The organism is Pseudomonas sp. C27(2019), from assembly GCF_008807395.1.
Taxonomy (GTDB): Bacteria; Pseudomonadota; Gammaproteobacteria; order Pseudomonadales; family Pseudomonadaceae; genus Denitrificimonas.
This window is the reverse complement of sequence record NZ_CP043320.1, coordinates 258,942-280,330: the sequence shown is the minus strand read 5'-3', so window position 1 is coordinate 280,330 and position 21,389 is coordinate 258,942. Positions and strand designations below refer to the sequence as shown.

The following is a 21,389-nucleotide window of genomic DNA, read 5'->3' as shown; positions in this document are numbered from 1 at the left end:
AACGGCATGGAAGTTTTATGGACGTATTTTTTGACCTAATCTTGACCCTCTCAAAGTGGAGTCGCACACACCTGCATGATATTTCTCTGGCCGTGATGGCCACGGCATTGGTACTGTTTGGTCCAGCGCTGATTAGCTGGGTACGACGCTCAATCAGTCATTTTAACTTTGTCATACGCACGCTGATTTTTGTCTTAGTCTGCGCCATTGGTTTTGGCTGCGCGATGATTTACCTAACACCCGTGCTGGTTAGTGCATTCGCTCATCTCAATAACTACACGCTCGCACCTGTGTTAGTGATGGTGTTTATTCTGATTGGAATTTTAGCAGATCGAAACTGAGTGAGGTCAGCTAGGCTGCTTCTAAGACTTTATCCAAGCCGCGATGATTAAGCGGCCTACTAGGCTTTAAACAGCAGGTTGAAGCCTGCCATGCATAGCCTAGTGCAGCCAACATTGAACAACATTAAAGACAAAATAAGATTTAGTCAGCCTCCCGCTGGAACTTCAAATCCCAGACACCATGCCCTAAACGCTCACCACGGCGCTCAAACTTTGTCACAGGGCGCTCTGCAGGACGCACCACATAGGTGTTGTCTTCGGATAAATTAACAAAACCTGGCGCTACATTTAATACCTCGAGCATATGCTCAGCATAGGGTTCCCAGTCTGTCGCTAAGTGAAAGATACCGCCCACTTTTAGCTTACTGCGTACCAACTGGGCAAACTCAGGTTGCACAATCCGGCGTTTATGGTGGCGACTTTTATGCCATGGATCAGGGAAAAATAACATTAGGCGATCAAGGCTGGCATCGGCCACACAGTTTTTTAATACATCTAACGCATCACAATTGTAGACTCGCACGTTGCTGACTTTTTCTGTCAACAAGCTATTAAGCAATGAGCCGACGCCAGGTCGGTGCACTTCAATGCCAATAAAATCCTGCTCAGGTGCAGCTTGCGCCATTGCTAGCAACGACTGCCCCATGCCAAAACCTATTTCTAAGGTGCGCGGTGCTTGTCGGCCAAACACCGTATCAAAGTTTTGTAAGCCATCAGCCAGCAGCAAGCCATATTTTGGCAAGCCCTCATCCAGTCCACGCTGCTGACCATCAGTCATCCGACCAGCACGCATCACATAGCTTTTAATTTCACGGCGATGCACTGGCAGCACCTCATCCGTGATGAGATCATCAGTCATGGGAATCCTATCTATATGAACGATATGGCTGCGCAGGACATGCACAGCCATTTAATTAAATAACAGCCAACTTAGCCGATCAGGCCATCAAGCGGCGAAGAGGCGCTGGCATAGAGCTTCTTGGGCATACGTCCCGCTAAATACGCTAAGCGCCCTGCTATAATCGCATGGCGCATGGCTTGCGCCATCAAAACAGGTTGCTGTGCGTTGGCAATGGCACTGTTCATAAGGACGGCTGCGCAACCCATTTCCATCGCAATAGTGGCGTCAGATGCTGTACCCACACCCGCATCCACCAGCACCGGAACCTTCGCTTCTTCTAAAATAATACGCAGATTATACGGGTTACAAATGCCCAAACCGGTACCAATCAAACCGGCTAACGGCATCACTGCAATGCAACCAATCGCCTCAAGCTCGCGTGCAATAATAGGGTCATCACTGGTATAGACCATGACATCAAAACCCTCATCGACCAGCACTTTAGCGGCTTTTAGAGTTTCCACCACATTGGGAAATAAAGTCTTTTGATCGGCAAGAATTTCCAACTTAACCAAATTGCGACCACCCAATAACTCACGCGCTAAGCGACAGGTACGGATCGCAGACTCGGCATCATAACAACCGGCGGTATTGGGCAAAATGGTATAGCGATCAGGACTGATCACATCCAATAAATTTTCTTCATCCTTATTTTGACCAATATTAGTACGACGCACCGCTACAGTCACAATTTCAGCACCAGAGGCTTCAATCGCTAAGCGGGTCTCTTCCATGTCTTTATATTTACCGGTACCCACCAACAATCGTGAGGAGTATGTTTTACCGGCTATTTCAAATGGCAGGTCAATACGCACAGGATTCATTTAGCGTCTCTCTTAATTCATCAAAGCAGTCAGTTATAACTAACCACCGCCAATCGCATGCACAACTTCAATGACATCGCCGTCTTTAAGTTGTGTGGATTCATACAGACTGCGTGGCACAATTTCGAAGTTTAACTCGACGGCAACGCGGCGCCCTGCTAACTGCAGATGCTCAATTAAACCTGCCACACTGAGCGACTCGCTTAATGGGTAGGTCTCACCATTCAACTGAATATGCATAACACAACCGTGAAATTCCGAAGGGGCATTATTTTAGCGGGTTCGGCCACTGATCGCCAAATGTTTAGGCTTTACGCCAAGCTGAGCAGGCTAAACTCACCCAGCCGAGCACCAACAAGCTGCCACCAATTGGTGTGACTAAGCCAGGCTTAAACGGCGTGAGTACTAGCACATACAAACTGCCTGAGAATAAAACAATCCCAACTGTAAACAATAGCGCCGCAAACCACAGCGCCCGCGAAGGACGGCTTTGCGCTAAAACGGCGACCAGCAACAAAGCAAGCGCATGAATAAACTGATACTGCACACCGGTCTGCAATACAGTTAATGAACTTGCACTCAATATGTTTTTCAAACCATGTGCGGCAAAGGCACCCAGCAAGACTGCTAAACCACCAAAAACGGATGCGATGAATAGGCTATAACGCACAACGGGCTCTCCACATTATTAAAACGCTAGTTATACTGGTATCTATGCTTTTTCAGGTTAAAAACGATGCCACGCAAACTGTTTCGTACTTTACTCTTCACTCTGCTCACCTGTATGGCGCTCAGCATTGTACTGGTACTGGCATTACGCTGGGTTAACTTACCCTTTAGCGCACTTATGCTTGAGCGACAAATTGAAGCAAAGCTATCTGGGCAAGATTATACAGCTGAGCGCATTTGGCAGCCTTGGCATACTTTGCCTGATCATTTAAAGATGGCGGTGATTGCCGCAGAGGACCAGCAGTTTTCCAGCCATTACGGTTTTGATTTTGACGCCATTCGCGCTGCATTCAGCTACAACCAGCAAGGCAGCAGTATACGAGGCGCTAGCACCCTTTCACAGCAAGTGGCGAAGAATACATTTCTATGGTCATCACGCAGCTGGCCGCGAAAAATCTTAGAGGCTTGGTTCACTGCGTGGATTGAGTTGCTTTGGAGTAAAGAGCGCATTCTTGAAGTGTATTTAAACAGTGCCGAGTGGGGGCCAGGGGTTTTCGGCGCACAAGCAGCAGCACAGTATCATTTCAACACAGGCGCAGCGTATTTATCCATCCAGCAGTCCTACTTACTCGCAGCCATACTGCCCAGCCCATTAAAACGCAGTGCCAGCCAGCCCAGCGCAGCAACAGAGCAACGTGCACGCTGGATTCGTCGCCAAGTACAGCAGCTGGGTGCCAGCCACTACCTGCAAGCGCTTAAGCCTTCTTACCCTGAATGGGTTTTAGCGCTCAACACTCGAGTAAAAAACACGTTTAGCCGTTAAACGTTCTACTGGCGTCAATCACTCGTCTAGCCGCATCAGCACCGAACTTTAAATAGTGCTCGCGCATAGAAATGTTGCGCTTGCTTGAGCTGCGGTCACCGGTTTTCCATACCAATAACCCTGTCCTTCATCGCAGCCCAGCTCAATCAGGAAGCGCTCCTGCTCTAGAGTTTCCACCCCTTCAGCAATGACCTGCATCCCTAAGTTTTTACTCAATTGAATAATTGTTTTTACAATAGTGGCATTATCTTCACTATCAAATACATCCTGCACAAAACTTTTATCAATTTTTAACTTATCTAAAGACAGGGTTTTTAAGTAACTCAGAGACGAATAACCTGTACCGAAATCATCAATGGCTATGCGCACACCCATACTGCGCAAACCGCGCAAGTTTCTAGCGGCAGCTCTAATATCTTCCATCAAACCTGTTTCAGTAATTTCTAACTCCAAGCTATCCGGCAGCAAGTTATACAACACCAGCTTAGCCTTCACTTGGCGTAATAAGTCTGCGTGATGCAACTGTGCTGCCGACAGGTTAACCGCCATTCTTAAATCTGTTTTGCCTTGATCATGCCAGGCTCGCAACTGCTGGCAGGCTTGATCGAGCACCCAGTCGCCCAGCTCAATAATTTGGCTGCTTTGCTCTGCCAGCGGAATAAATACATCAGGCGCAATCATGCCCAACTCTGGATGCGTCCAACGCAGCAACGCTTCTACCCCAATGACGTCCTTGCTGCTGTAATTAACTTGTTGCTGGTAGACCAAATGCAGCTGATTATTACTGACCGCATCTTTAAGCTCCTTTTTAAGGAAACGCTGAATAAAACCAATCAAACCAGCCAATCCATGCGGATTTAAAATTCAGCTCTTAAATTTCAACTTCAGGGCCATAAAAAACCTTTTTATCAGCAGTTTTACCCGTTTTTGCTGCTTTTCCCGGCAGCTTACCGGTTTTTAGGCGGATTTATCCCGCCAACGGCATACATCGCTTCGACAAGAACAGGTTTGCCAAGGCAAACAGGCTATAGAGATGGGCTGTGTTTTTCGCCAAGCCACGGTAGCGAGTCTTGCGGTGACCAAAGTGCACTTTGACCCAGTAAAAGGGATGCTCAACCTTGGCGCGTATCCGGCTCTTTAATTTTTCGATTTTGTCAGCCAGTTGACCTTCTTCTGTGCCGCTATCGCGCAGCTTTCGACGCTTTCCATGGCGCATGGCTACCACCCACTCCACATCTTTATCCTTATTTTCTTCCCGTTTGTCAGCCCCCAGATAACCAGAATCACCGTATACCTGCTGTTCCTCGCCGTGTAGCAAAGCATGAGCTTGGTTCACGTCGTGCACGTTGGCCGCAGTGGTGACCAGTGTGTGCACCAAACCGCTAGCCGCATCAACACCGATGTGAGCTTTCATGCCAAAGTAATACTGATTGCCTTTCTTAGTGGAGCGCATTTGCGGATCACGGCTTTTACTCTTATTCTTGGTGGAAGGTGGTGCGGCAATAATTGTAGCGTCAACCACCGTGCCTTCCTTGAGGTACAAGCCCTTGCTCGCCAGTTGGTAATTGACCGCAGCAAAAATTTGTTGAGTCAAGCTGTGAGTTTCCAGCAGACGACGAAAACGCAACAAAGTGGTCGCATCCGGCACGGCATCACGCCCAAGATCAATATCCATAAACAGCTGAATTGCTGCGCTGTCATAAACGGCATCCTCAGTTCCTTCATCGGAAAACCCCATGACCTGCTGTAGGATGTACATACGTAACATGCGAGAAAGCCCCATAGTCGGACGACCTCGTTTGCCGTCAGATTTCGGATAGTACGGCTCAATCACTGATTCCAGAACAGACCAAGGCACCAGAGTTTCCAGGTCCATCAACAGTCGATCCCTACGGGTTTGCTTCTTTTTGCTGACGAACTCGGCTTCGGCGAAAGTGATTTGCATGACTGTGGACTCGATACTAATTACGGATTGGACTATTTTACCAAAGGCTGCAGCCCGCTTGGGGTTTGTTCAGTGTTTCCTTAAGTCGGCGCCGTCTGCGTATTTCTAAATCAATACTGGCAATAAAAAACTGGTAGCGATTACGTGCGCCTTTTTTAGCCAGCTGCATCGTTTGCTCAGCCTGCTGTAGCAGCGCTTCGGTGCTGCCACCATCATCTGGAAACAAAGTAATACCAATAGTGGCGTACAGGCGAACCGACAAAAGCTCAGGGCTGCATGACTGTGCCATCAGCAAAGGTTCTTTTAGGCTATCAAGAATACTTTGCGCTAATTCTGCAGCTTGCTCAGGCTCTTCAATGCCAGACTTAACAATCACAAACTGATCACCACCTAAGCGCGCAAGACAACCTTCGTGCTCACCGTGCACTCGCAAACGCTGGGCAACACCTTGCAGCAACCAATCACCGATCTGATAGTTGTGCTGCTCATTGATATTTTTAAAATCATCCAAGCCAAGACACAACACAGCAACGCCGTGCTGTTTATCACGTGCATCATCAAGGATTTTATCCAATTGCAGCTGCAACTCTTGTCGGTTGGGCAGCCCGGTTAAAAAATCAATTTGCGACATTAGCAATAAGCTGTCTTCTGCTTCACGTCGCAAGTGTGTATTGCGCTCAATAGCAGCTAATAATTGATTAACTTTGCGTGTCCACAAACCCAGCTCATTTTTTTCATGCCCTTTAAGCAGCGGCAGTTGATGGTCAGCCGGTCGGTCTGGGTTAACACGGCTTAGATGCTGGATAGTCTTCTCTAACGGTCGCGTTAACAATGTGTGATAAATCAAATACAACACTAAGCCCAAAATCAATGCACTTAGTACGCCCGAAATTAAAATAGCGACAGCATTTTTAATTAAACGATCACCATATAAAGCTGTATCTAAAACAATACTTAAATCACCATAATACTCACCATCGCCTATAGCTCTGCCCAACGCCACCTTGAAAGCACGCTCTTGAGCAAACACAAGATCGGTAAAATGACGACGCTGCGAAACCTGTAAGTCGCGCGACCCTTGCGCCAAAAGCACTTCACTTGGGTGACCAATACTGGCAAAACGCACCGACTCATGATGCAGTAAACCCTCAATAACCTGTCGGCCTACCTCCTCATCAAGACTGTACAGTGCTTGCGTTGACGGATCGTTAAACATCGCCAATATGCGCTGACCATCATTTTCGATTTGCTGCTCTGTTAGGTGCACGTCATAAGCAATTTGCATAAAACTTAAGACAACACCTACAAGCAAGGCCGCACCAACGACCCAGCGCAAAAGCTTAAATGACAAACCGTCTTTACGTTCTATGTTCAATAATAGCTGCCTTCTTATTATGTTTTGTTAGCAACCAACCATTTGCCTTGCTCTCAAAACGCCTTATTTATACTCCATAAAGCAAAAACAAAATACCCTTTCAAAACCTAGCCATTACAAAAAACCCCCAACGCTGACAATGCAGCAGTTGGGGGTTTTTATAAAGCAGGCTTTAGTTCTACTAGCACTTAGCCAGCGAAGTTTTTCGCTACAAAGTCCCAGTTAACTAAGTTCCAAAATGCTTCTACGTACTTAGGGCGCGCATTACGGTAGTCAATGTAATAAGCGTGCTCCCAAACATCACAGGTCAATAGCGCTGTGTCACTGGTAGTTAACGGACAGCCTGCACCGATAGTGCTAGACAGTGCTAAAGATCCGTCAGCCTTTTTAACTAACCAAGCCCAGCCAGAACCGAATGTTCCGATTGCGGTTTTAGTGAACTCTTCTTTGAACGCTGCAAACGAACCAAAGGCTGCATTAATAGCATCAGCTAAAGCGCCTGTTGGCTCACCGCCAGCATTTGGCGCTAAGCAGTTCCAGTAAAACGTATGGTTCCACACTTGTGCGGCGTTATTAAATACACCGCCGCTTGACGTTTTAATGATTTCTTCTAAGCTTTTGCCTTCAAACTCAGTACCTGGAACCAGGTTGTTCAAGTTCACAACATAGGCGTTGTGGTGCTTACCGTGGTGAAAATCTAAAGTTTCTGCAGAAATATGAGGTTCTAGTGCATTTTTTTCGTAAGGAAGTGCAGGTAATTCAAAAGCCATGATTATTCTCCATTTACATCAGACAAGGCACAATCAGCAAGCTCATAATTGGACGGCCGATTCAACTGCCAACCGCTCCGACTTGCTTTAAGTCATGTATTGTAGCACTTCAGAGGCGGCTTAGCCATGTTGCACCTAAGTAGCCCTAATCACCAAGCACTAATTGCGCAGCTACGCTAAACATCATCAAGGCGACTAAAAAATCAATGATCCGCCATGTTATCGGTCGCGCCAGCCAAGGTGCTAATTTCGCTGCGCCTAGTGCTAAACTAAAAAACCATAACAATGAACCTGTTGCTGCGCCCAACACATAGGCGCTCGGTGAGGCTTGCTGCGCACCAAGCGAACCTATCAATAAGACGGTATCTAAATACACATGCGGATTTAGCAAAGTAACCGCTAAAGTTGTCATTATTACCGCTCGCAATGACTGTGCCGGACGTACAACTGCAGCTTCCAGAACGTTTCTACGAAAAGCACGCTGCAAGGCCAATGCACCATAAGATGATAGGAACAGCACCCCACCCCAACGTGCAATGCTAAGCAGCACCGGACTGCTGGTGAGAATCTGCGCCAGGCCATAAACGCCGCAGGCAATTAGCAACACATCAAAAAAGACGCAAACACTGGCAACCCAAAGGTGATGTTCACGGCGCAATGCTTGTGAGACAACAAAGGCATTTTGCGCGCCAATCGCCATAATTAATCCTAGCGCAATAAATAAGCCGCTGGTGTAACTTTGCAGCACAGCCCGCACTCCCAAGATATGAACCGCTGGGGTTGAATTATTTTTAACCAACATTAAAAAAACCGCCGATCGGCGGTTTTTTTAATGGCGTGCGGTTTATAAGCCAGACATTGACTTAATCGCGCTCAGTAGCTCGTCATCAGTACAATCGCTGCACGTGCCTTTTGGTGGCATCGCATTAATACCGCTAATCGAAGTCTTTAATAGACCCTCTAAGCCACCAGCAATCTTGGCACGCGCTTCCCATACTGCAGTATCGCCAGTCTTAGGCGCATCAAGTAAGCCGATTGAGTGACAAACAGTACAAAATTGATTGTAAACATCCTCTCCACTGCGACCTGCTGAAGCAGCAACAGCAGGAGCCTCAGCCTCAGCACTTACAGCTTCAGTACTTGCAGCGGCAGCAGGAGCGGCTGGAGCAGGAGCATTCGCACATTCTTGACCTTGGACGCACACTTCGCCGACAGGCTTGATGCGCTGCGCAATTTCTTCATCAGTGGTCGCTTGTGCACTGACAGCCCATAAGGCTAAGACAGTTGCTTGAGCTACCAGAATTTTCTTCATCAGGTTCACAGTACACCCTCTATTATCATGGCAATTCATGCTCGCAAGTCGTATTTTACGAGCTCTACACAGTATAACCACTCCCCGCCGCCAGGCAAACAGAACAATCTAGGCAATAGTGTTTTTTAATGAATCATACGCCGAGTACTCATAGCGCACACGCTTTACATTACATAACAGTTCATAGGAAATAGTTCCTGCGCGCGTCGCTACCTCATCCACAGATACTATTGCACCCCACAGTTCGACGCTGCTACCAACGCCAGCCTGTTTGAGTCCGGTCAAATCCACCGCCAACATATCCATGGAGACGCGACCCAGTATTTGAGTCATACGGCCATCCACAGCAACTGGCGTACCGGTCGGTGCATGACGCGGATAACCATCAGCGTAGCCCATTGCGACAATACCTACGCGCACCGGCTGCTCACTGACATACTGCGCACCATAACCTACCGGTTCACCGGCAGACAGCTCACGTACCGAAATAATTTTAGATTGCAGGGTCATAACGGGCTGCAACTTTTCAACGCTCACCCCATGCATTGCCACGGGCTGGCTGCCATATAAAATAATACCCGGACGCGACCAATCACTGCGAATACTGGGCCATGCTAATAAAGCAGGTGAATTGCATAGACTAATAGGGGCCTGCATACCAGTCACAACGTCAGTGAATATCTGATACTGCTCTTGCGTGCGTGCGGAGTGCAATTCATCCGCTTGTGAGAAATGGCTCATTAACACCACGGTGGCAACATTGCTACAAACCTGCAGGCGCTGCCATGCCGCTTGATACTCGCGAGGAAAAAAACCCACACGATGCATACCCGAATCCATTTTTAACCACACAGTTAGCGGCCGCAGTAGCGCAGCTCGCTCAAGCGCCTCTAACTGCCAGTCAGCATGAATCACACACCACAAATCATGCGCAACAATCAGCTGCAATTCATCCGGATCAAAAAAACCTTCAAGCAATAAAATAGGCAAAGTCACGCCCGCCTCACGCAACTCAAGCGCCTCATCTAAGCACGCCACAGCAAAGCCATCAGCAATATCATGCAAGGCCAACGCACAATGCACAGCACCATGCCCATAAGCATCGGCTTTTACCACTGCCAAGGCTTTATCTGCACACAACTGCCGTGCCACTCGATAGTTATGCCGCAAGGCTTGTAAATTAATTAACGCGCGCGCTGGACGCATGACCTGCTCACTCTCTAAAATAAAACCACTCGCCGATGTTTACGCTAGCAATCGCACGAAACAAGCAACACGACCATAGCAACCCACTGTTCTTTAGCAGTAACGAAATATATCCAAACCCTCACGGCTGATCTGCGGGATTTTCTTACTCATGATGTCTGCCAAATAACTCGCTGAACCACAGGACATAGTCCACCCTAACGTGCCGTGCCCTGTATTTAAAAACAAATTCCGATAGGCTGTTTTGCCAACTATCGGTGTACCATCCGGTGTTGCAGGGCGCAAACCGGTCCAAAATTCAGCCTGAGTTAAATCACCAGCACGCGGATACAGCAAGCCCATCACATACTCTAATGTTTCACGGTGTTTGGGATTAAGCGTCAAATCAAAGCCCTTAATATGCGCCATTCCACCAACACGGACACGCTGGTCAAAACGGGTCACTGCCACTTTATAAGTTTCATCAACAATAGTTGATCGCGGTGCCATCGCAGGGTCTGTCACCGGCATCGTCAAGGTATAGCCCTTTAACGGGTAAATCGGGGTTTTAATCCCCAAAGGCTCAAGCAGCAAACGAGAGTAACTGCCCAGCGCAACCACATACTGATCAGCAGTTTCTAGCTCACCATTAATATAAACACCACTGATGCGATCGCCAGTGCTACAGATACGCTCTATGGTGTGTTCAAAACGAAACTCAACGCCAAGGTCGCGCGCTTTAGCAGCTAAATTGCGGGCAAATAAATTACAGTCACCGGTTTGATCATTGGGCAGATGTAACGCTCCAACTAAGGTGTCAGATACAGCGGCTAAGGCCGGTTCAACACGGGCAATATCTGCCGCACCCATCAGCTCATAAGGCACACCGTTGCGCTCTAACACAGCAATATCCTGCGCAGTGCTATCGAATTGTTGCTGGGTGCGAAACAGCTGTGTGGTGCCTTTTTGCTGCCCTTCGTACTCAATGCCTGTATCGGCACGCAGCGCATCTAAACAATCACGACTGTACTCGGCAAGACGCACCATGCGTTCTTTATTCACCGTATAACGTGCTGACGTACAGTTGCGCAGCATTTGTGCCAGCCATTGGTACTGAAAAATATCAGAGCGCAAACGCACAGAAAAAGGCGAATGCGCCCGCATCATCCATTTGATTGCTTTAAACGGTATACCTGGCGCCGCCCAAGGCGATGCATGGCCAGGTGATATTTGCCCAGCGTTGGCAAAACTGGTTTCCTCAGCGACATTTGACTGACGGTCAACCACAACCACTTGATAGCCTTGTTTTGCCAAATAATACGCGCTAGTTACGCCAACAACACCTGCCCCTAATACGAGTACCCGCATATTGCCCCCAATGCTACTTGATTCATTCAAGTTCTGCTGATTCTTAAATACTGGTCCTACTTAGACTGCGCTCGCCTTTAATAAATTTTTTGGCGTAAGCGACTGCTCACGCCAGGTAAAAGCCAACGGCCACAAGTCTTGCTCTATCTGTGCCTGCTGCCACAACTGCGTAAACGTCTGCCGTGCAACCGGATGCTGTACCTGCCCAGCCAAAAGTGCCAACGGCCACAAAACAAACGCATTCTTTAAAATTTCAGCGCGCGGCAGAATAACATTGCCGTATACACCAACCTGCTTGCCATATAACAACACATCAATATCCAGCGGCAAGCCTATGCGTGGTACAGCATAGCGACCGTTTAGTGCTTCAATCTGCTTAAGTTGTTGATCCAGCTCTTGCAAAGGCATACGGGTTTTAACATGCACCACCATATTTAAAAAACGAGCGCTGCGGATCCCCACAGGTTCACTTTCAAACACCGGCGAACAATCTAGATCACCAAACAACTCAAATAAAGCATCAAGGCCAGCACACAGATGTTTTTCACGCTCAACATTAGTGCCTACCCCCAAGTACACATCGACTAACGGCATCCGCGTTCAATCTCCACACCGACACCGCGCGCACTGGCAACAGCACCAGGTTTGGTAATTTTTAAGCGCAGCCAAGGAATATTAAACTCAAGCATTAATAAAGCAGCCAGTCGTTCAGCAAAGGTTTCAACCAATTCAAAACGGCTGTCTTGTGCAAAATGATGAATACACTCAGATACTGCGGCGTAATCTAGAGCCAAATGCAGTGCATCATCTGCGGCGCAGGGCTGATTATCCCAGCCCATGTGCACATCCACCAACAGGTTTTGGCGAATTGTACGCTCCCAGTCATAGGCACCAATAACAGTGTCTACTTCTAGACTTTCGATAAATACCGTGTCCACTTTGCTCCTGCCTCGTTAGAATCAAGACTCGCTGGCCTTGGATCATGCAAATGTTTGAGTTACTTCTAGTGTGCGCTTATCTGCTTGGCTCATTTTCATTTGCCATCATATTGAGCCGTTATTATGGCAATAGCGACCCGCGCTCACAGGGTTCTGGTAATCCTGGTGCGACCAATATGTTGCGTGTCGCTGGTAAACGCCTGGCTATTCTGACCCTGCTCGGCGATCTGAGCAAAGGATTACTGCCAATTTTAATTGCCAGCACTCTAGGTTTCAGCGAGCGACAACAGGCCTGGGTCGGTTTAGCAGCAGTGATTGGTCACTTGTATCCTATTTATTTTAAATTTCGCGGCGGTAAAGGGGTTGCAACAACTGCCGGCATGCTACTGGGTTTATACCCTCCAGCAGCGCTGCTAGCACTGGCTGCTTGGCTACTCACCTTTAGCCTGACCCGCATCAGCTCGCTCGCCGCCTTGGCTAGCGTGCCGCTATGCTTGCCGCTACTGGCTTGGCAGCAGCCTTATGCGTTATTGCCAGTAAGCGTTCTCAGCGTACTGCTGGTCTGGCGGCACCGCACCAATTTAAAAGATTTGCTGGCCGGTAAAGAACGTCGTTTTAAAGATTAATTTTCTGCAGTCAGCGCGGGCAACTCTTCCATCGGCCAGCGTGCGCGCACATGAATCGCTGCGCCTTCTTTTTGCCCTGCTAATAAGCGCTGACAACCAGCATAGGCAATCATCGCGCCGTTATCGGTACAGAACTCTGGGCGCGCATAAAACACCTCGCCTTGACGCTTGGCGAGCACCTTCTCTAATGAGCGGCGCAGCGCTTGGTTGGCGCTGACACCACCGGCAATCACTAAGGTTTTTAAATTTTCTTGCTCAAGTGCGCGCTGGCATTTGATCGTCAGCGTTGACACCACCGCAACCTGAAAGGCATGCGCTAGATCAGCCCGTGTTTGCTCGCCATCATCACCCGCGGCAATGCATTTATTCCACGCAGTCAAAGTTGCAGTTTTCAGGCCACTGAAACTAAATTGCAAGCCTGGGCGATCCGTCATCGGCTGAGGCAAGGTAAAGCGCCCCGGCTGCCCCTGCGCAGCAATGCGGGCAATTTCAGGACCACCGGGGTACTTTAAACCCATCATTTTTGCAGTTTTATCAAACGCCTCGCCGGCCGCATCATCAATTGACTCACCCAGCAAGCGGTACTGACCAATACCATCCACACGCACTAATTGAGTGTGTCCGCCAGACACCAATAAAGCCACAAACGGAAACTCTGGCGGTGTTTCTTCCAGCATCGGCGCTAATAAGTGACCTTCCATATGGTGCACACCAATGGCTGGTATATCCCAAGCAAACGCCAAGGCTTGTGCGCAAGACGCACCCACCAACAACGCGCCAACTAAGCCAGGCCCTGCGGTGTAAGCGATACCTTGAATATCTCTTGGGCAGCACTGCGCATCCGCCAATACTTGTTCAATTAACGGCAACATACGTTTAATATGATCACGCGAAGCCAGCTCTGGCACCACACCGCCATACAGGCGATGCAATTCAATTTGGCTAAATAATGCATCGGCTAACAGCCCACGCTGACTGTCATACAAAGCAACGCCCGTTTCATCGCAGGATGTCTCTAGACCCAAGACTAGCATTTAATCTATCCGTCCAACTTTACAAAAAAAGAATATGCACGCATCATAAGCGGCTTAGCGGTGATGTTCTATGCTTTTCTAGCAATGCCTTTGCTTTTACTGAAAAAAGCAGGTAATATCCGCAACCCTTGAAAACCGATATATATTCTTACTGAATGTATATCAAACCACCCGGTCATTGATGAAGGTACGAATCGGATGCCAACTGTCAAACTTAAAGACAACGAACCATTTGACGTTGCTCTGCGTCGCTTCAAGCGCTCCTGCGAAAAAGCCGGTGTTCTTGCTGATGTACGCAGTCGCGAATTTTATGAAAAGCCTACTGCCGAACGCAAGCGTAAAGCCGCAGCTGCAGTAAAGCGCCATGCAAAAAAAGTTCAACGCGAACAACGTCGTCACGAACGCCTGTATTAAGTTTCATAGGCTTAGTGCGTAGCAAAGCCCGGATTCGTCCGGGTTTTGTCGTTTTAAACCCTTAATTTTCTAACGAGCTCAGCATTAAAGCCACTGCTATGACAAGCGCTAGCCATTATGCTTGCAACAGCTCAGCTAAACTCAGACGCTCAGCTCTGCAAAACTTACCTCACAGTTAACTGTCATACTGGTACGCGCGCCAGCACTAGACTCTCAAAGCAAACAGCGCCGCAGTGATATAAACCAAGCATTGTAGGAACGCCATGGCTGGATTAATTGCACAAGGCTTTATTGATGACTTACTCAACCGCACCGACATTGTCGAAGTGGTGAGTTCGCGCGTGCAATTAAAAAAATCTGGAAAAAACTACACCGCCTGCTGCCCTTTCCACCAAGAGAAAACGCCCTCTTTCAGCGTCAATCATGACAAGCAGTTCTATTACTGCTTTGGTTGCGGCGCCGGTGGCAATGCGCTTGGCTTTATTATGGATCACGACCACCTTGATTTCCCTGAGGCGGTCGAAGAGCTCGCCAAGCGCGCCGGCGTTGAAGTCGAGCATGAAGACAGCAGCGCCCCAAAAAAGCCACGCCAAGCTGTTGACTCGCCACTTTATGCCTTGCTGACAGCAGCCAGTGACTATTACCGCGCAGCACTGAAAAACCACCCCCAGCGCAATGCGGCGGTTAATTATTTAAAAAACCGTGGCGTCTCTGGCGTCATCGCACGTGATTTTGCACTGGGCTTTGCCCCTCCTGGCTGGGACAACCTGAGCAAACACTTAGGTGGTGACAGCCTGCAGCAAAAAGCGCTGGTTGATGCCGGTCTACTGGCTGAAAACGCTGAGACTCAACGCCGCTATGATCGTTTCCGTGATCGGATTATTTTCCCGATCCATGACTCGCGTGGGCGCATCATCGGTTTTGGCGGACGCGTATTGGGTGACGACAAGCCCAAATACCTCAACTCCCCAGAAACAGCAGTATTCCATAAAGGCCAAGAACTGTACGGCCTTTATGAGGCACGCAAACACAACCGACAACTCAATGAAATCATTGTTGTTGAAGGCTATATGGATGTGATCGCCCTCGCCCAACAAGGCCTACGTAATGCCGTTGCCACACTTGGCACCGCCACCAGCGAAGAACACATCAAGCGCTTATTTAGAGTCGTGCCTAGCATTTTATTTTGCTTTGATGGTGACAATGCCGGCCGTAAAGCCGCTTGGCGTGCGCTTGAGTCCACACTTAGCAATCTAAAAGACGGCCATCAGGCGCGGTTTTTATTTGTTCCCGACGGCGAAGACCCAGACAGCTTAATTCGCAGCGAAGGCTTGGATGCCTTTCAGGCGCGCATAACACAACAAGCTGTACCTTTAACTGAATATTTCTTCAGCCATTTGGCAGAAGAAGTAAACCTTGAGTCGCTGGAAGGTAAAGCGCACATGGCAACCCTTGCCGCGCCTCTGATCGAGCGTATTCCTGGTGCAAATTTACGCGCCTTAATGCGCCAAAAACTGACTCAAATGACCGGCCTCTCCGGTGCTGCAAGCATAGAAGCGAGTCCACCACCGGCACCAGACTGGCCTGCTAACGACGACTACGAGCCAATTGATCTTGACGCCTACAACCAGCTCCACGCCAATGACTACACGCAGATAGCAACCGAGACACAACCCCAGTCATTTAGAAAACACAGCCATAATGAAAACTCATGGCATCCAAAAAACGTTCCAGCACGCCAATCAAACCGTGCCAATGTCGCTGTAGAAACCCCGCACTTGGCCGCTCTGCGTACCTTGTTGCATCATCCACACTTAGCGTTAAAAGTTGACACCGCAAGTAAACTGGCTGCAGAAGATGACTTATATGCGCAATTGCTCGTCTCATTGCTTGAAGCGCTACAGAAAAGCCCAGACCTGAGCCCATTACAATTGATTGCACGCTGGCATGGCACCGAACAGGGCCACCTTTTACGTGCATTGGCTGAAAAAGAATGGCTGATTGATGCCGATAACCTTGAACAACAATTTTTCGACACCATAACTCGCTTAGCATCACGTCAACGCGAGCGCCTTATTGAGCAGTTACTCAACAAAGCCCGCTCTGACGAACTTTCTAGCGAAGAAAAACAACACTTGCGTACATTGTTTGAACAACACAACAATCTACCAAGCACCGGCCAAACTGGTAATTAAGCGGTTATATGCAGTATAATATGCGCTTTATTGCCGTTCGGCCCAGACCTTTCATGGATAGGGTGATATGTCCGCAAAAGCACAACAATCTCGTTTAAAAGAACTCATCGCCCTCGGTCGCGAGCAGGGATACCTGACTTACGCTGAGGTCAACGACCACCTTCCTGAAGATATTTCTGACCCAGAACAGGTTGAAGATATTATTCGCATGATCAACGACATGGGAATTAATGTTTTCGAAACAGCACCTGATGCTGACGCCTTATTATTGGCCGGCGCTGATACCGACGAAGCGGCTGCTGAAGAAGCTGCTGCTGCTTTGGCAGCAGTGGAAACTGACATTGGTCGCACCACTGACCCAGTACGCATGTACATGCGTGAAATGGGTACAGTGGAGCTTCTTACGCGCGAAGGCGAAATTGAAATCGCCAAGCGTATTGAAGAAGGCATTCGCGATGTAATGGGCGCTATTGCGCACTTCCCTGGTACTGTTGCCGGTGTTCTTGCCAGCTTTGATCACGCTATCACTGAAGGCACTCGACTGACTGACATCTTCAATGGCTACATTGACCCTGACGATGAAGTTGCCCAACCTGCCGTTGTTGCAGCTGCGGCTGCTGCGGTTAAAAGCAACGCAGCTGCTGCAAAAAAAGCATCTGATGACGATGAAGACGACGACGAAGAGGACAAAGAGGAAGAAGAAGAGGAAGAAGCTGGCGACGGTGGCCCTGACCCTGAAGTTGCTAAGCAGCGCTTTGGCGCAGTTGCTGAGAAGCTCGCCAAAGTTGAAAAAGTCTTACTCAAGCATAAGCGCAATAGCAAGCAAGCAGTAACCGCCCTGCAAGAACTTGCTGAACTGTTTATGCCAATCAAGTTGGTACCTAAGCAGTACGATGCCTTGGTTCTGCATGTGCGCGATTCACTCCTGCGTTTGCGCAGACAAGAGCGCGCGATTATGCAGTTATGCATTCGCGATGCGCGCATGCCGCGTGCTGACTTTTTAAAGCACTTTCCTGGCAATGAGACCGATCTTGAATGGTCAGTAAAACTCAGTGAAGGCAAAGCACGCTACGCAGCCGCTTTAGCACCGCTGGTTGAAGACATTCAGCGCCATCAGCAGGCCTTAATTGATTTAGAAACAGAAACACAGCTGTCCATTGCCGATATCAAAGACATCAACCGTCGCATGTCGATTGGTGAAGCAAAGGCCGGTCGCGCCAAGAAAGAAATGGTCGAAGCAAACCTGCGCTTGGTGATCTCGATTGCCAAGAAGTACACCAACCGTGGCCTACAGTTTCTCGACTTGATCCAAGAAGGCAACATTGGTTTGATGAAAGCGGTCGATAAGTTTGAATACCGTCGTGGTTATAAGTTTTCAACCTATGCCACTTGGTGGATTCGTCAAGCAATCACCCGCTCTATTGCTGACCAAGCGCGCACCATTCGTATTCCTGTGCATATGATTGAGACCATCAATAAGCTCAACCGTATTTCTCGTCAAATGCTGCAAGAGATGGGTCGCGAGCCGACTCCTGAGGAGCTTGGCGAGCGCATGGAAATGTCTGAAGACCGTGTGCGTAAAGTCCTGAAGATTGCGAAAGAGCCAATCTCGATGGAAACGCCGATCGGTGATGATGAAGACTCACATTTGGGTGACTTTATCGAAGACGCTACCATGCAGTCGCCGATTGATATTGCCACGGTAGAGAGCCTTAAAGAGTCCACTCGCGATGTTCTCAGTGGTCTTACCGAGCGCGAAGCAAAAGTCCTGCGTATGCGCTTCGGTATTGATATGAATACTGACCACACGCTGGAAGAAGTCGGTAAACAGTTTGATGTAACCCGCGAGCGGATTCGTCAAATTGAAGCCAAGGCGCTGCGCAAACTGCGCCACCCATCACGCAGCGAGCACTTACGCTCCTTCCTTGATGAGTAAAACCAACAACCCCCGATAATTTCGGGGGTTTTTGTTTGCGTCTTTGCAGCACACAGGTATAATCACCCGCTGCAACTGGGGGCCTGTAGCTCAGTTGGTTAGAGCAGAGGACTCATAATCCACTGCTCAAGCTGGAATGAGACGCCCACGGGAAGCAACAGAAACACCTTGTAGAAATGCAAGATTTTAGAAAAAGGGCCTATAGCTCAGTTGGTTAGAGCAGCGGACTCATAATCCGTTGGTCGCTGGTTCAAGTCCAGCTGGGCCCACCAACTTTCCTTAAATTAGCGTTTCGGTACAGTTTCGGTACAGTGGCAATATGTGAAGCACTGTTCAGGATCAACCGATGGCTACAATCGTTAAGACCCCTTCCGGCACCTGGAAGGCCGTTATCCGCAAATCTGGATGGCCGACCACCATAAAAACCTTTCGCACCAAACGCGACGCCGAAGACTGGGCACGCCGCACAGAAGACGAAATGGTGCGCGGCGTTTATATCCAACGGGCAAGCTCCGAACGCCTGACCGTTGAAGCAGCGCTGAAGCGCTACCTTGCGGAAATCTCACCAACCAAGCGTCCTACCTCTGCCGCAAGTGAGGCCCGCCACGCCAAACCACTGATCCAGCACCTGGGAAAATACTCTCTCGCCGCGCTCAGCTCGGAAATCATCGCCCAATACCGCGATGACCGCCTCGCAGGGCTGGATCGCAAAGACGCCAGAGGCCAACCAGACCCCAGGCCAAGATCCCCAAATACCGTTCGGCTCGACCTTGCCCTGCTGGGCCACATGTTCAACATCGCCATCAAGGAATGGGGCATAGGACTGACCCACAATCCCGTCCAAAATATCCGTCGCCCTGCCCCAGGCCCAGGTCGTGACCGGCGGCTTACCCCTGAAGAGCAGAAACGCCTTCTGACAGCCGTTGATGCTCACTCCAACCCCATGCTGGGCTGGATAGTGCGTATCGCCCTGGAAACCGGCATGCGCTCTTCAGAGATCACAACCCTACGCAGAAGCCAGATAGACCTTGATCGACGCGTGGTGAGGCTACGAGAGACCAAGAACACCACATCACGCACCGTTCCACTGACAAACGAAGCAACGCGGCTATTCCGCCAAGCCCTGGCTAACCCGATTCGCCCCATCGACACCGACCTTGTTTTCTTTGGCGAACCCGGAAAAGATGGCAAACGACGCGCCTACCAGTTCAACCCTGTTTGGACTCGCATCAAGAAGAGCACAGGCATACTGGATTTTCGTTTTCACGACTTACGACACGAAGCAGTCAGCAGACTGGTCGAAGCCGGGCTATCCGACCAAGAGGTTTCAGCCATCAGCGGCCATAAATCCATGCAAATGCTCAAGCGTTACACCCATCTTCGAGCGGAAGACTTGGTGGAAAAGCTCGATAAGCTGGAAAAATCACGAACCTAATGATGATTTATTTCTATCAATAATTAAAAAAAGATAGCCACCATAACCTATTGTTATTAAAGCCTATTTTTGCGGAAATATTTTTTGGAAACCAAGACACTATATATTGGTACTCGCCAAGCATAGTTCTTGGTATCTGCGAAGAGTATATTTTGGCCTTTTAAATCAAAGGCTTAAATTTGACCTCCTGCCTATTCCGTCCAAAAATACGTTCAACTACTTGAAACACGGTGGATGTATTAATGACGACGGAAGAATACTTACTCAAACAATATGGCCCGCTAATGAGCATGACGGACATAGCGGCCTTACTGGATCGCTCACCAGAAGGCATTCGTGTCGCCCTGTACTCAGATACGGATGTTTCCAGAAAGCTAAAACCAACCATGCTGCGGATAGGCCGCCGCGTTTATTTCCGCACTCTCCAGGTCAAGGAGGCTTTGGCGTTGGATGGCGGAGCTATCGCATGAGCCAGACCATCAAGGTCAAACGCCGCGCGTTTTCAGTGGTGCCTGATGACATTTTGGTTGATGACCGCCTCAGCTATCGCACACGCATTCTCTTGGCATGGATGCTCGGCAGAAGTCCCGATTTCGAACTTCGCATTTGGTATATCCGGAAGGTTTTCCAGCTCAGTGAAAAGCAATGGCGACAAGCTAGGCGAGAGATGCAATCAGCAGGTTACTTTCAGCAAGAGCGCGCCCATAGCGCGGGAGGGAGGATAGTATGGAGTCACTTCGTTACCGACACCCCAGCGCCACCATCCTACCCAAAACCACCGGATGGCTAACCACCGGATGGTCCACCACGGGATGGCCGACCATCCAATGGAAAATGGGGGGATATACCAATAAGAGAAGACCAACAAGAGTAATACCAGAAAGAATATAACCAGGCGTATTCAAACCAAACACACCGCCCCCGACCTACGGCCTTGGGGAAAAGGCGTCTTCGACGCGATTGACTGAAAAAGATTACAAGGCGCTCCACTGTGCAGCATACGATTCGTTACCGTGACCTTGATGGCTACTGCGACAGTCTGGAGAGAACGGGCAACGTACAGGTCACACTGAAAGCCAGTCGCATCAGAGGCTACGCGCTGTGGGTAGAGAACGCCGAGGATGTACGGCAAGTTGTTGATGATCAGGGTGATCCCGTCTGGTTCCGAACGGTAGATCAGGCACTCGACGAGCTTGTTAATGTTCCGTATTTGAGCGAAATATTTATAATTGAACGCAGCAACTGGTAACGCTGAAATTGTCTTGCCAGTGCTTTTTTGAATGGGTGTCGCCCATCTG

Annotated in this window: 23 protein-coding genes, 1 tRNA gene and 2 pseudogenes; 11 read left to right on the top strand and 15 right to left on the bottom strand. The window is 49.0% G+C overall.

Translation table 11 applies throughout. The features are described 5' to 3' along the window. Window positions 1-17 precede the first annotated feature (17 nt). On the top strand, window positions 18-341 hold the full coding sequence (locus FXF61_RS01365) for a DUF3392 domain-containing protein (protein ID WP_151183581.1): 324 nt from the start codon (window positions 18-20) through the stop codon (window positions 339-341). 142 nt (window positions 342-483) lie between these two features. Here the strand turns inward: FXF61_RS01365 and trmB are convergent, their stop codons facing one another. The 4 genes from trmB to FXF61_RS01345 form a co-directional block, all read right to left on the bottom strand. After that, window positions 484-1,200 carry a tRNA (guanosine(46)-N7)-methyltransferase TrmB gene (gene trmB, locus FXF61_RS01360; RefSeq protein WP_151183580.1) on the bottom strand — a complete coding sequence of 239 codons (717 nt, stop codon included), beginning with the start codon at window positions 1,198-1,200 and terminating at the stop codon, window positions 484-486. Between the two features lie 71 nt (window positions 1,201-1,271). Continuing rightward, complete coding sequence (locus tag FXF61_RS01355) at window positions 1,272-2,066, bottom strand: thiazole synthase (RefSeq protein ID WP_151183579.1); 795 nt, start codon at window positions 2,064-2,066, stop codon at window positions 1,272-1,274. A gap of 39 nt (window positions 2,067-2,105) precedes the next feature. Continuing rightward, entirely contained in the window at window positions 2,106-2,306 is a 201-nt protein-coding gene (gene thiS / locus FXF61_RS01350) for a sulfur carrier protein ThiS (RefSeq protein ID WP_151183578.1), read from the bottom strand. A gap of 64 nt (window positions 2,307-2,370) precedes the next feature. Beyond that, window positions 2,371-2,736 (bottom strand): DUF423 domain-containing protein, encoded by a 366-nt coding sequence (locus FXF61_RS01345; protein ID WP_151183577.1) that lies wholly within the window; start codon window positions 2,734-2,736, stop codon window positions 2,371-2,373. Window positions 2,737-2,802: 66 nt separating this feature from the next. On the opposite strand from FXF61_RS01345, the gene mtgA reads away from it, so the two are divergent. After that, window positions 2,803-3,558 carry a monofunctional biosynthetic peptidoglycan transglycosylase gene (gene mtgA, locus FXF61_RS01340; RefSeq protein WP_151183576.1) on the top strand — a complete coding sequence of 252 codons (756 nt, stop codon included), beginning with the start codon at window positions 2,803-2,805 and terminating at the stop codon, window positions 3,556-3,558. A 48-nt stretch (window positions 3,559-3,606) separates the two neighbouring features. On the opposite strand, the pseudogene FXF61_RS01335 reads toward mtgA, so the two are convergent. The 10 genes and pseudogenes from FXF61_RS01335 to folB all read right to left on the bottom strand — a co-directional run. Beyond that, window positions 3,607-4,380: pseudogene (locus FXF61_RS01335) on the bottom strand (putative bifunctional diguanylate cyclase/phosphodiesterase); the annotation flags it as partial. A gap of 145 nt (window positions 4,381-4,525) precedes the next feature. Continuing rightward, a complete protein-coding gene (locus FXF61_RS01330) occupies window positions 4,526-5,503 on the bottom strand; it encodes an IS5 family transposase (RefSeq protein ID WP_151183574.1) in 978 nt (325 codons plus the stop codon). A 64-nt stretch (window positions 5,504-5,567) separates the two neighbouring features. After that, window positions 5,568-6,878: pseudogene (locus tag FXF61_RS01325) on the bottom strand (diguanylate cyclase domain-containing protein); the annotation flags it as partial. 188 nt (window positions 6,879-7,066) lie between these two features. Continuing rightward, on the bottom strand, window positions 7,067-7,648 hold the full coding sequence (sodB, locus tag FXF61_RS01320) for a superoxide dismutase [Fe] (RefSeq protein WP_151183572.1): 582 nt from the start codon (window positions 7,646-7,648) through the stop codon (window positions 7,067-7,069). Window positions 7,649-7,793: 145 nt separating this feature from the next. Further along, entirely contained in the window at window positions 7,794-8,396 is a 603-nt protein-coding gene (locus FXF61_RS01315; protein ID WP_151183571.1) for a LysE/ArgO family amino acid transporter, read from the bottom strand. A 96-nt stretch (window positions 8,397-8,492) separates the two neighbouring features. Beyond that, window positions 8,493-8,969, bottom strand: a complete 477-nt coding sequence (locus FXF61_RS01310; protein ID WP_151183570.1) for a cytochrome c5 family protein — start codon at window positions 8,967-8,969, stop codon at window positions 8,493-8,495. Window positions 8,970-9,068: 99 nt separating this feature from the next. Continuing rightward, window positions 9,069-10,166, bottom strand: a complete 1,098-nt coding sequence (gene alr / locus FXF61_RS01305; protein ID WP_151183569.1) for an alanine racemase — start codon at window positions 10,164-10,166, stop codon at window positions 9,069-9,071. Between the two features lie 93 nt (window positions 10,167-10,259). Beyond that, window positions 10,260-11,513 carry a D-amino acid dehydrogenase gene (locus FXF61_RS01300; protein WP_151183568.1) on the bottom strand — a complete coding sequence of 418 codons (1,254 nt, stop codon included), beginning with the start codon at window positions 11,511-11,513 and terminating at the stop codon, window positions 10,260-10,262. Window positions 11,514-11,573: 60 nt separating this feature from the next. Next, a complete protein-coding gene (folK, locus tag FXF61_RS01295; RefSeq protein WP_151183567.1) occupies window positions 11,574-12,107 on the bottom strand; it encodes a 2-amino-4-hydroxy-6-hydroxymethyldihydropteridine diphosphokinase in 534 nt (177 codons plus the stop codon). Continuing rightward, window positions 12,098-12,451, bottom strand: a complete 354-nt coding sequence (folB, locus tag FXF61_RS01290) for a dihydroneopterin aldolase (RefSeq protein ID WP_151183566.1) — start codon at window positions 12,449-12,451, stop codon at window positions 12,098-12,100. Before folB ends, folK begins: the two co-directional genes overlap by 10 nt. A 50-nt stretch (window positions 12,452-12,501) precedes the next feature. Between folB and plsY the strand changes: the two genes are divergently transcribed. Next, complete coding sequence (gene plsY, locus FXF61_RS01285) at window positions 12,502-13,077, top strand: glycerol-3-phosphate 1-O-acyltransferase PlsY (RefSeq protein ID WP_151183565.1); 576 nt, start codon at window positions 12,502-12,504, stop codon at window positions 13,075-13,077. Here plsY and tsaD read toward each other — a convergent pair. Continuing rightward, window positions 13,074-14,111, bottom strand: coding sequence for a tRNA (adenosine(37)-N6)-threonylcarbamoyltransferase complex transferase subunit TsaD (gene tsaD, locus FXF61_RS01280; RefSeq protein WP_151183564.1), 1,038 nt, complete (start codon window positions 14,109-14,111; stop codon window positions 13,074-13,076). The two genes, plsY and tsaD, sit on opposite strands and share 4 nt — an antisense overlap. A 198-nt stretch (window positions 14,112-14,309) precedes the next feature. On the opposite strand from tsaD, the gene rpsU reads away from it, so the two are divergent. From rpsU to FXF61_RS01240, 8 genes are all read left to right on the top strand, one after another. Next, complete coding sequence (gene rpsU / locus FXF61_RS01275) at window positions 14,310-14,525, top strand: 30S ribosomal protein S21 (protein ID WP_022966022.1); 216 nt, start codon at window positions 14,310-14,312, stop codon at window positions 14,523-14,525. Between the two features lie 263 nt (window positions 14,526-14,788). After that, window positions 14,789-16,720, top strand: coding sequence for a DNA primase (dnaG, locus tag FXF61_RS01270; RefSeq protein WP_151183563.1), 1,932 nt, complete (start codon window positions 14,789-14,791; stop codon window positions 16,718-16,720). A gap of 67 nt (window positions 16,721-16,787) precedes the next feature. Then, window positions 16,788-18,656, top strand: coding sequence for an RNA polymerase sigma factor RpoD (gene rpoD, locus FXF61_RS01265; protein ID WP_151183562.1), 1,869 nt, complete (start codon window positions 16,788-16,790; stop codon window positions 18,654-18,656). 195 nt (window positions 18,657-18,851) lie between these two features. After that, window positions 18,852-18,928 (top strand) — tRNA-Ile (locus tag FXF61_RS01260). A 74-nt stretch (window positions 18,929-19,002) separates the two neighbouring features. Further along, entirely contained in the window at window positions 19,003-20,091 is a 1,089-nt protein-coding gene (locus FXF61_RS01255) for a site-specific integrase (protein ID WP_151183561.1), read from the top strand. A gap of 242 nt (window positions 20,092-20,333) precedes the next feature. Then, complete coding sequence (locus tag FXF61_RS01250; protein ID WP_151183560.1) at window positions 20,334-20,561, top strand: plasmid-related protein; 228 nt, start codon at window positions 20,334-20,336, stop codon at window positions 20,559-20,561. Continuing rightward, window positions 20,558-20,881 (top strand): hypothetical protein, encoded by a 324-nt coding sequence (locus tag FXF61_RS01245; RefSeq protein ID WP_151183559.1) that lies wholly within the window; start codon window positions 20,558-20,560, stop codon window positions 20,879-20,881. Before FXF61_RS01250 ends, FXF61_RS01245 begins: the two co-directional genes overlap by 4 nt. Window positions 20,882-21,082: 201 nt before the next feature. After that, window positions 21,083-21,340: a hypothetical protein gene (locus FXF61_RS01240; RefSeq protein WP_218571823.1), complete on the top strand. Its 258-nt coding sequence runs from the start codon at window positions 21,083-21,085 to the stop codon at window positions 21,338-21,340. Window positions 21,341-21,389 lie beyond the last annotated feature (49 nt).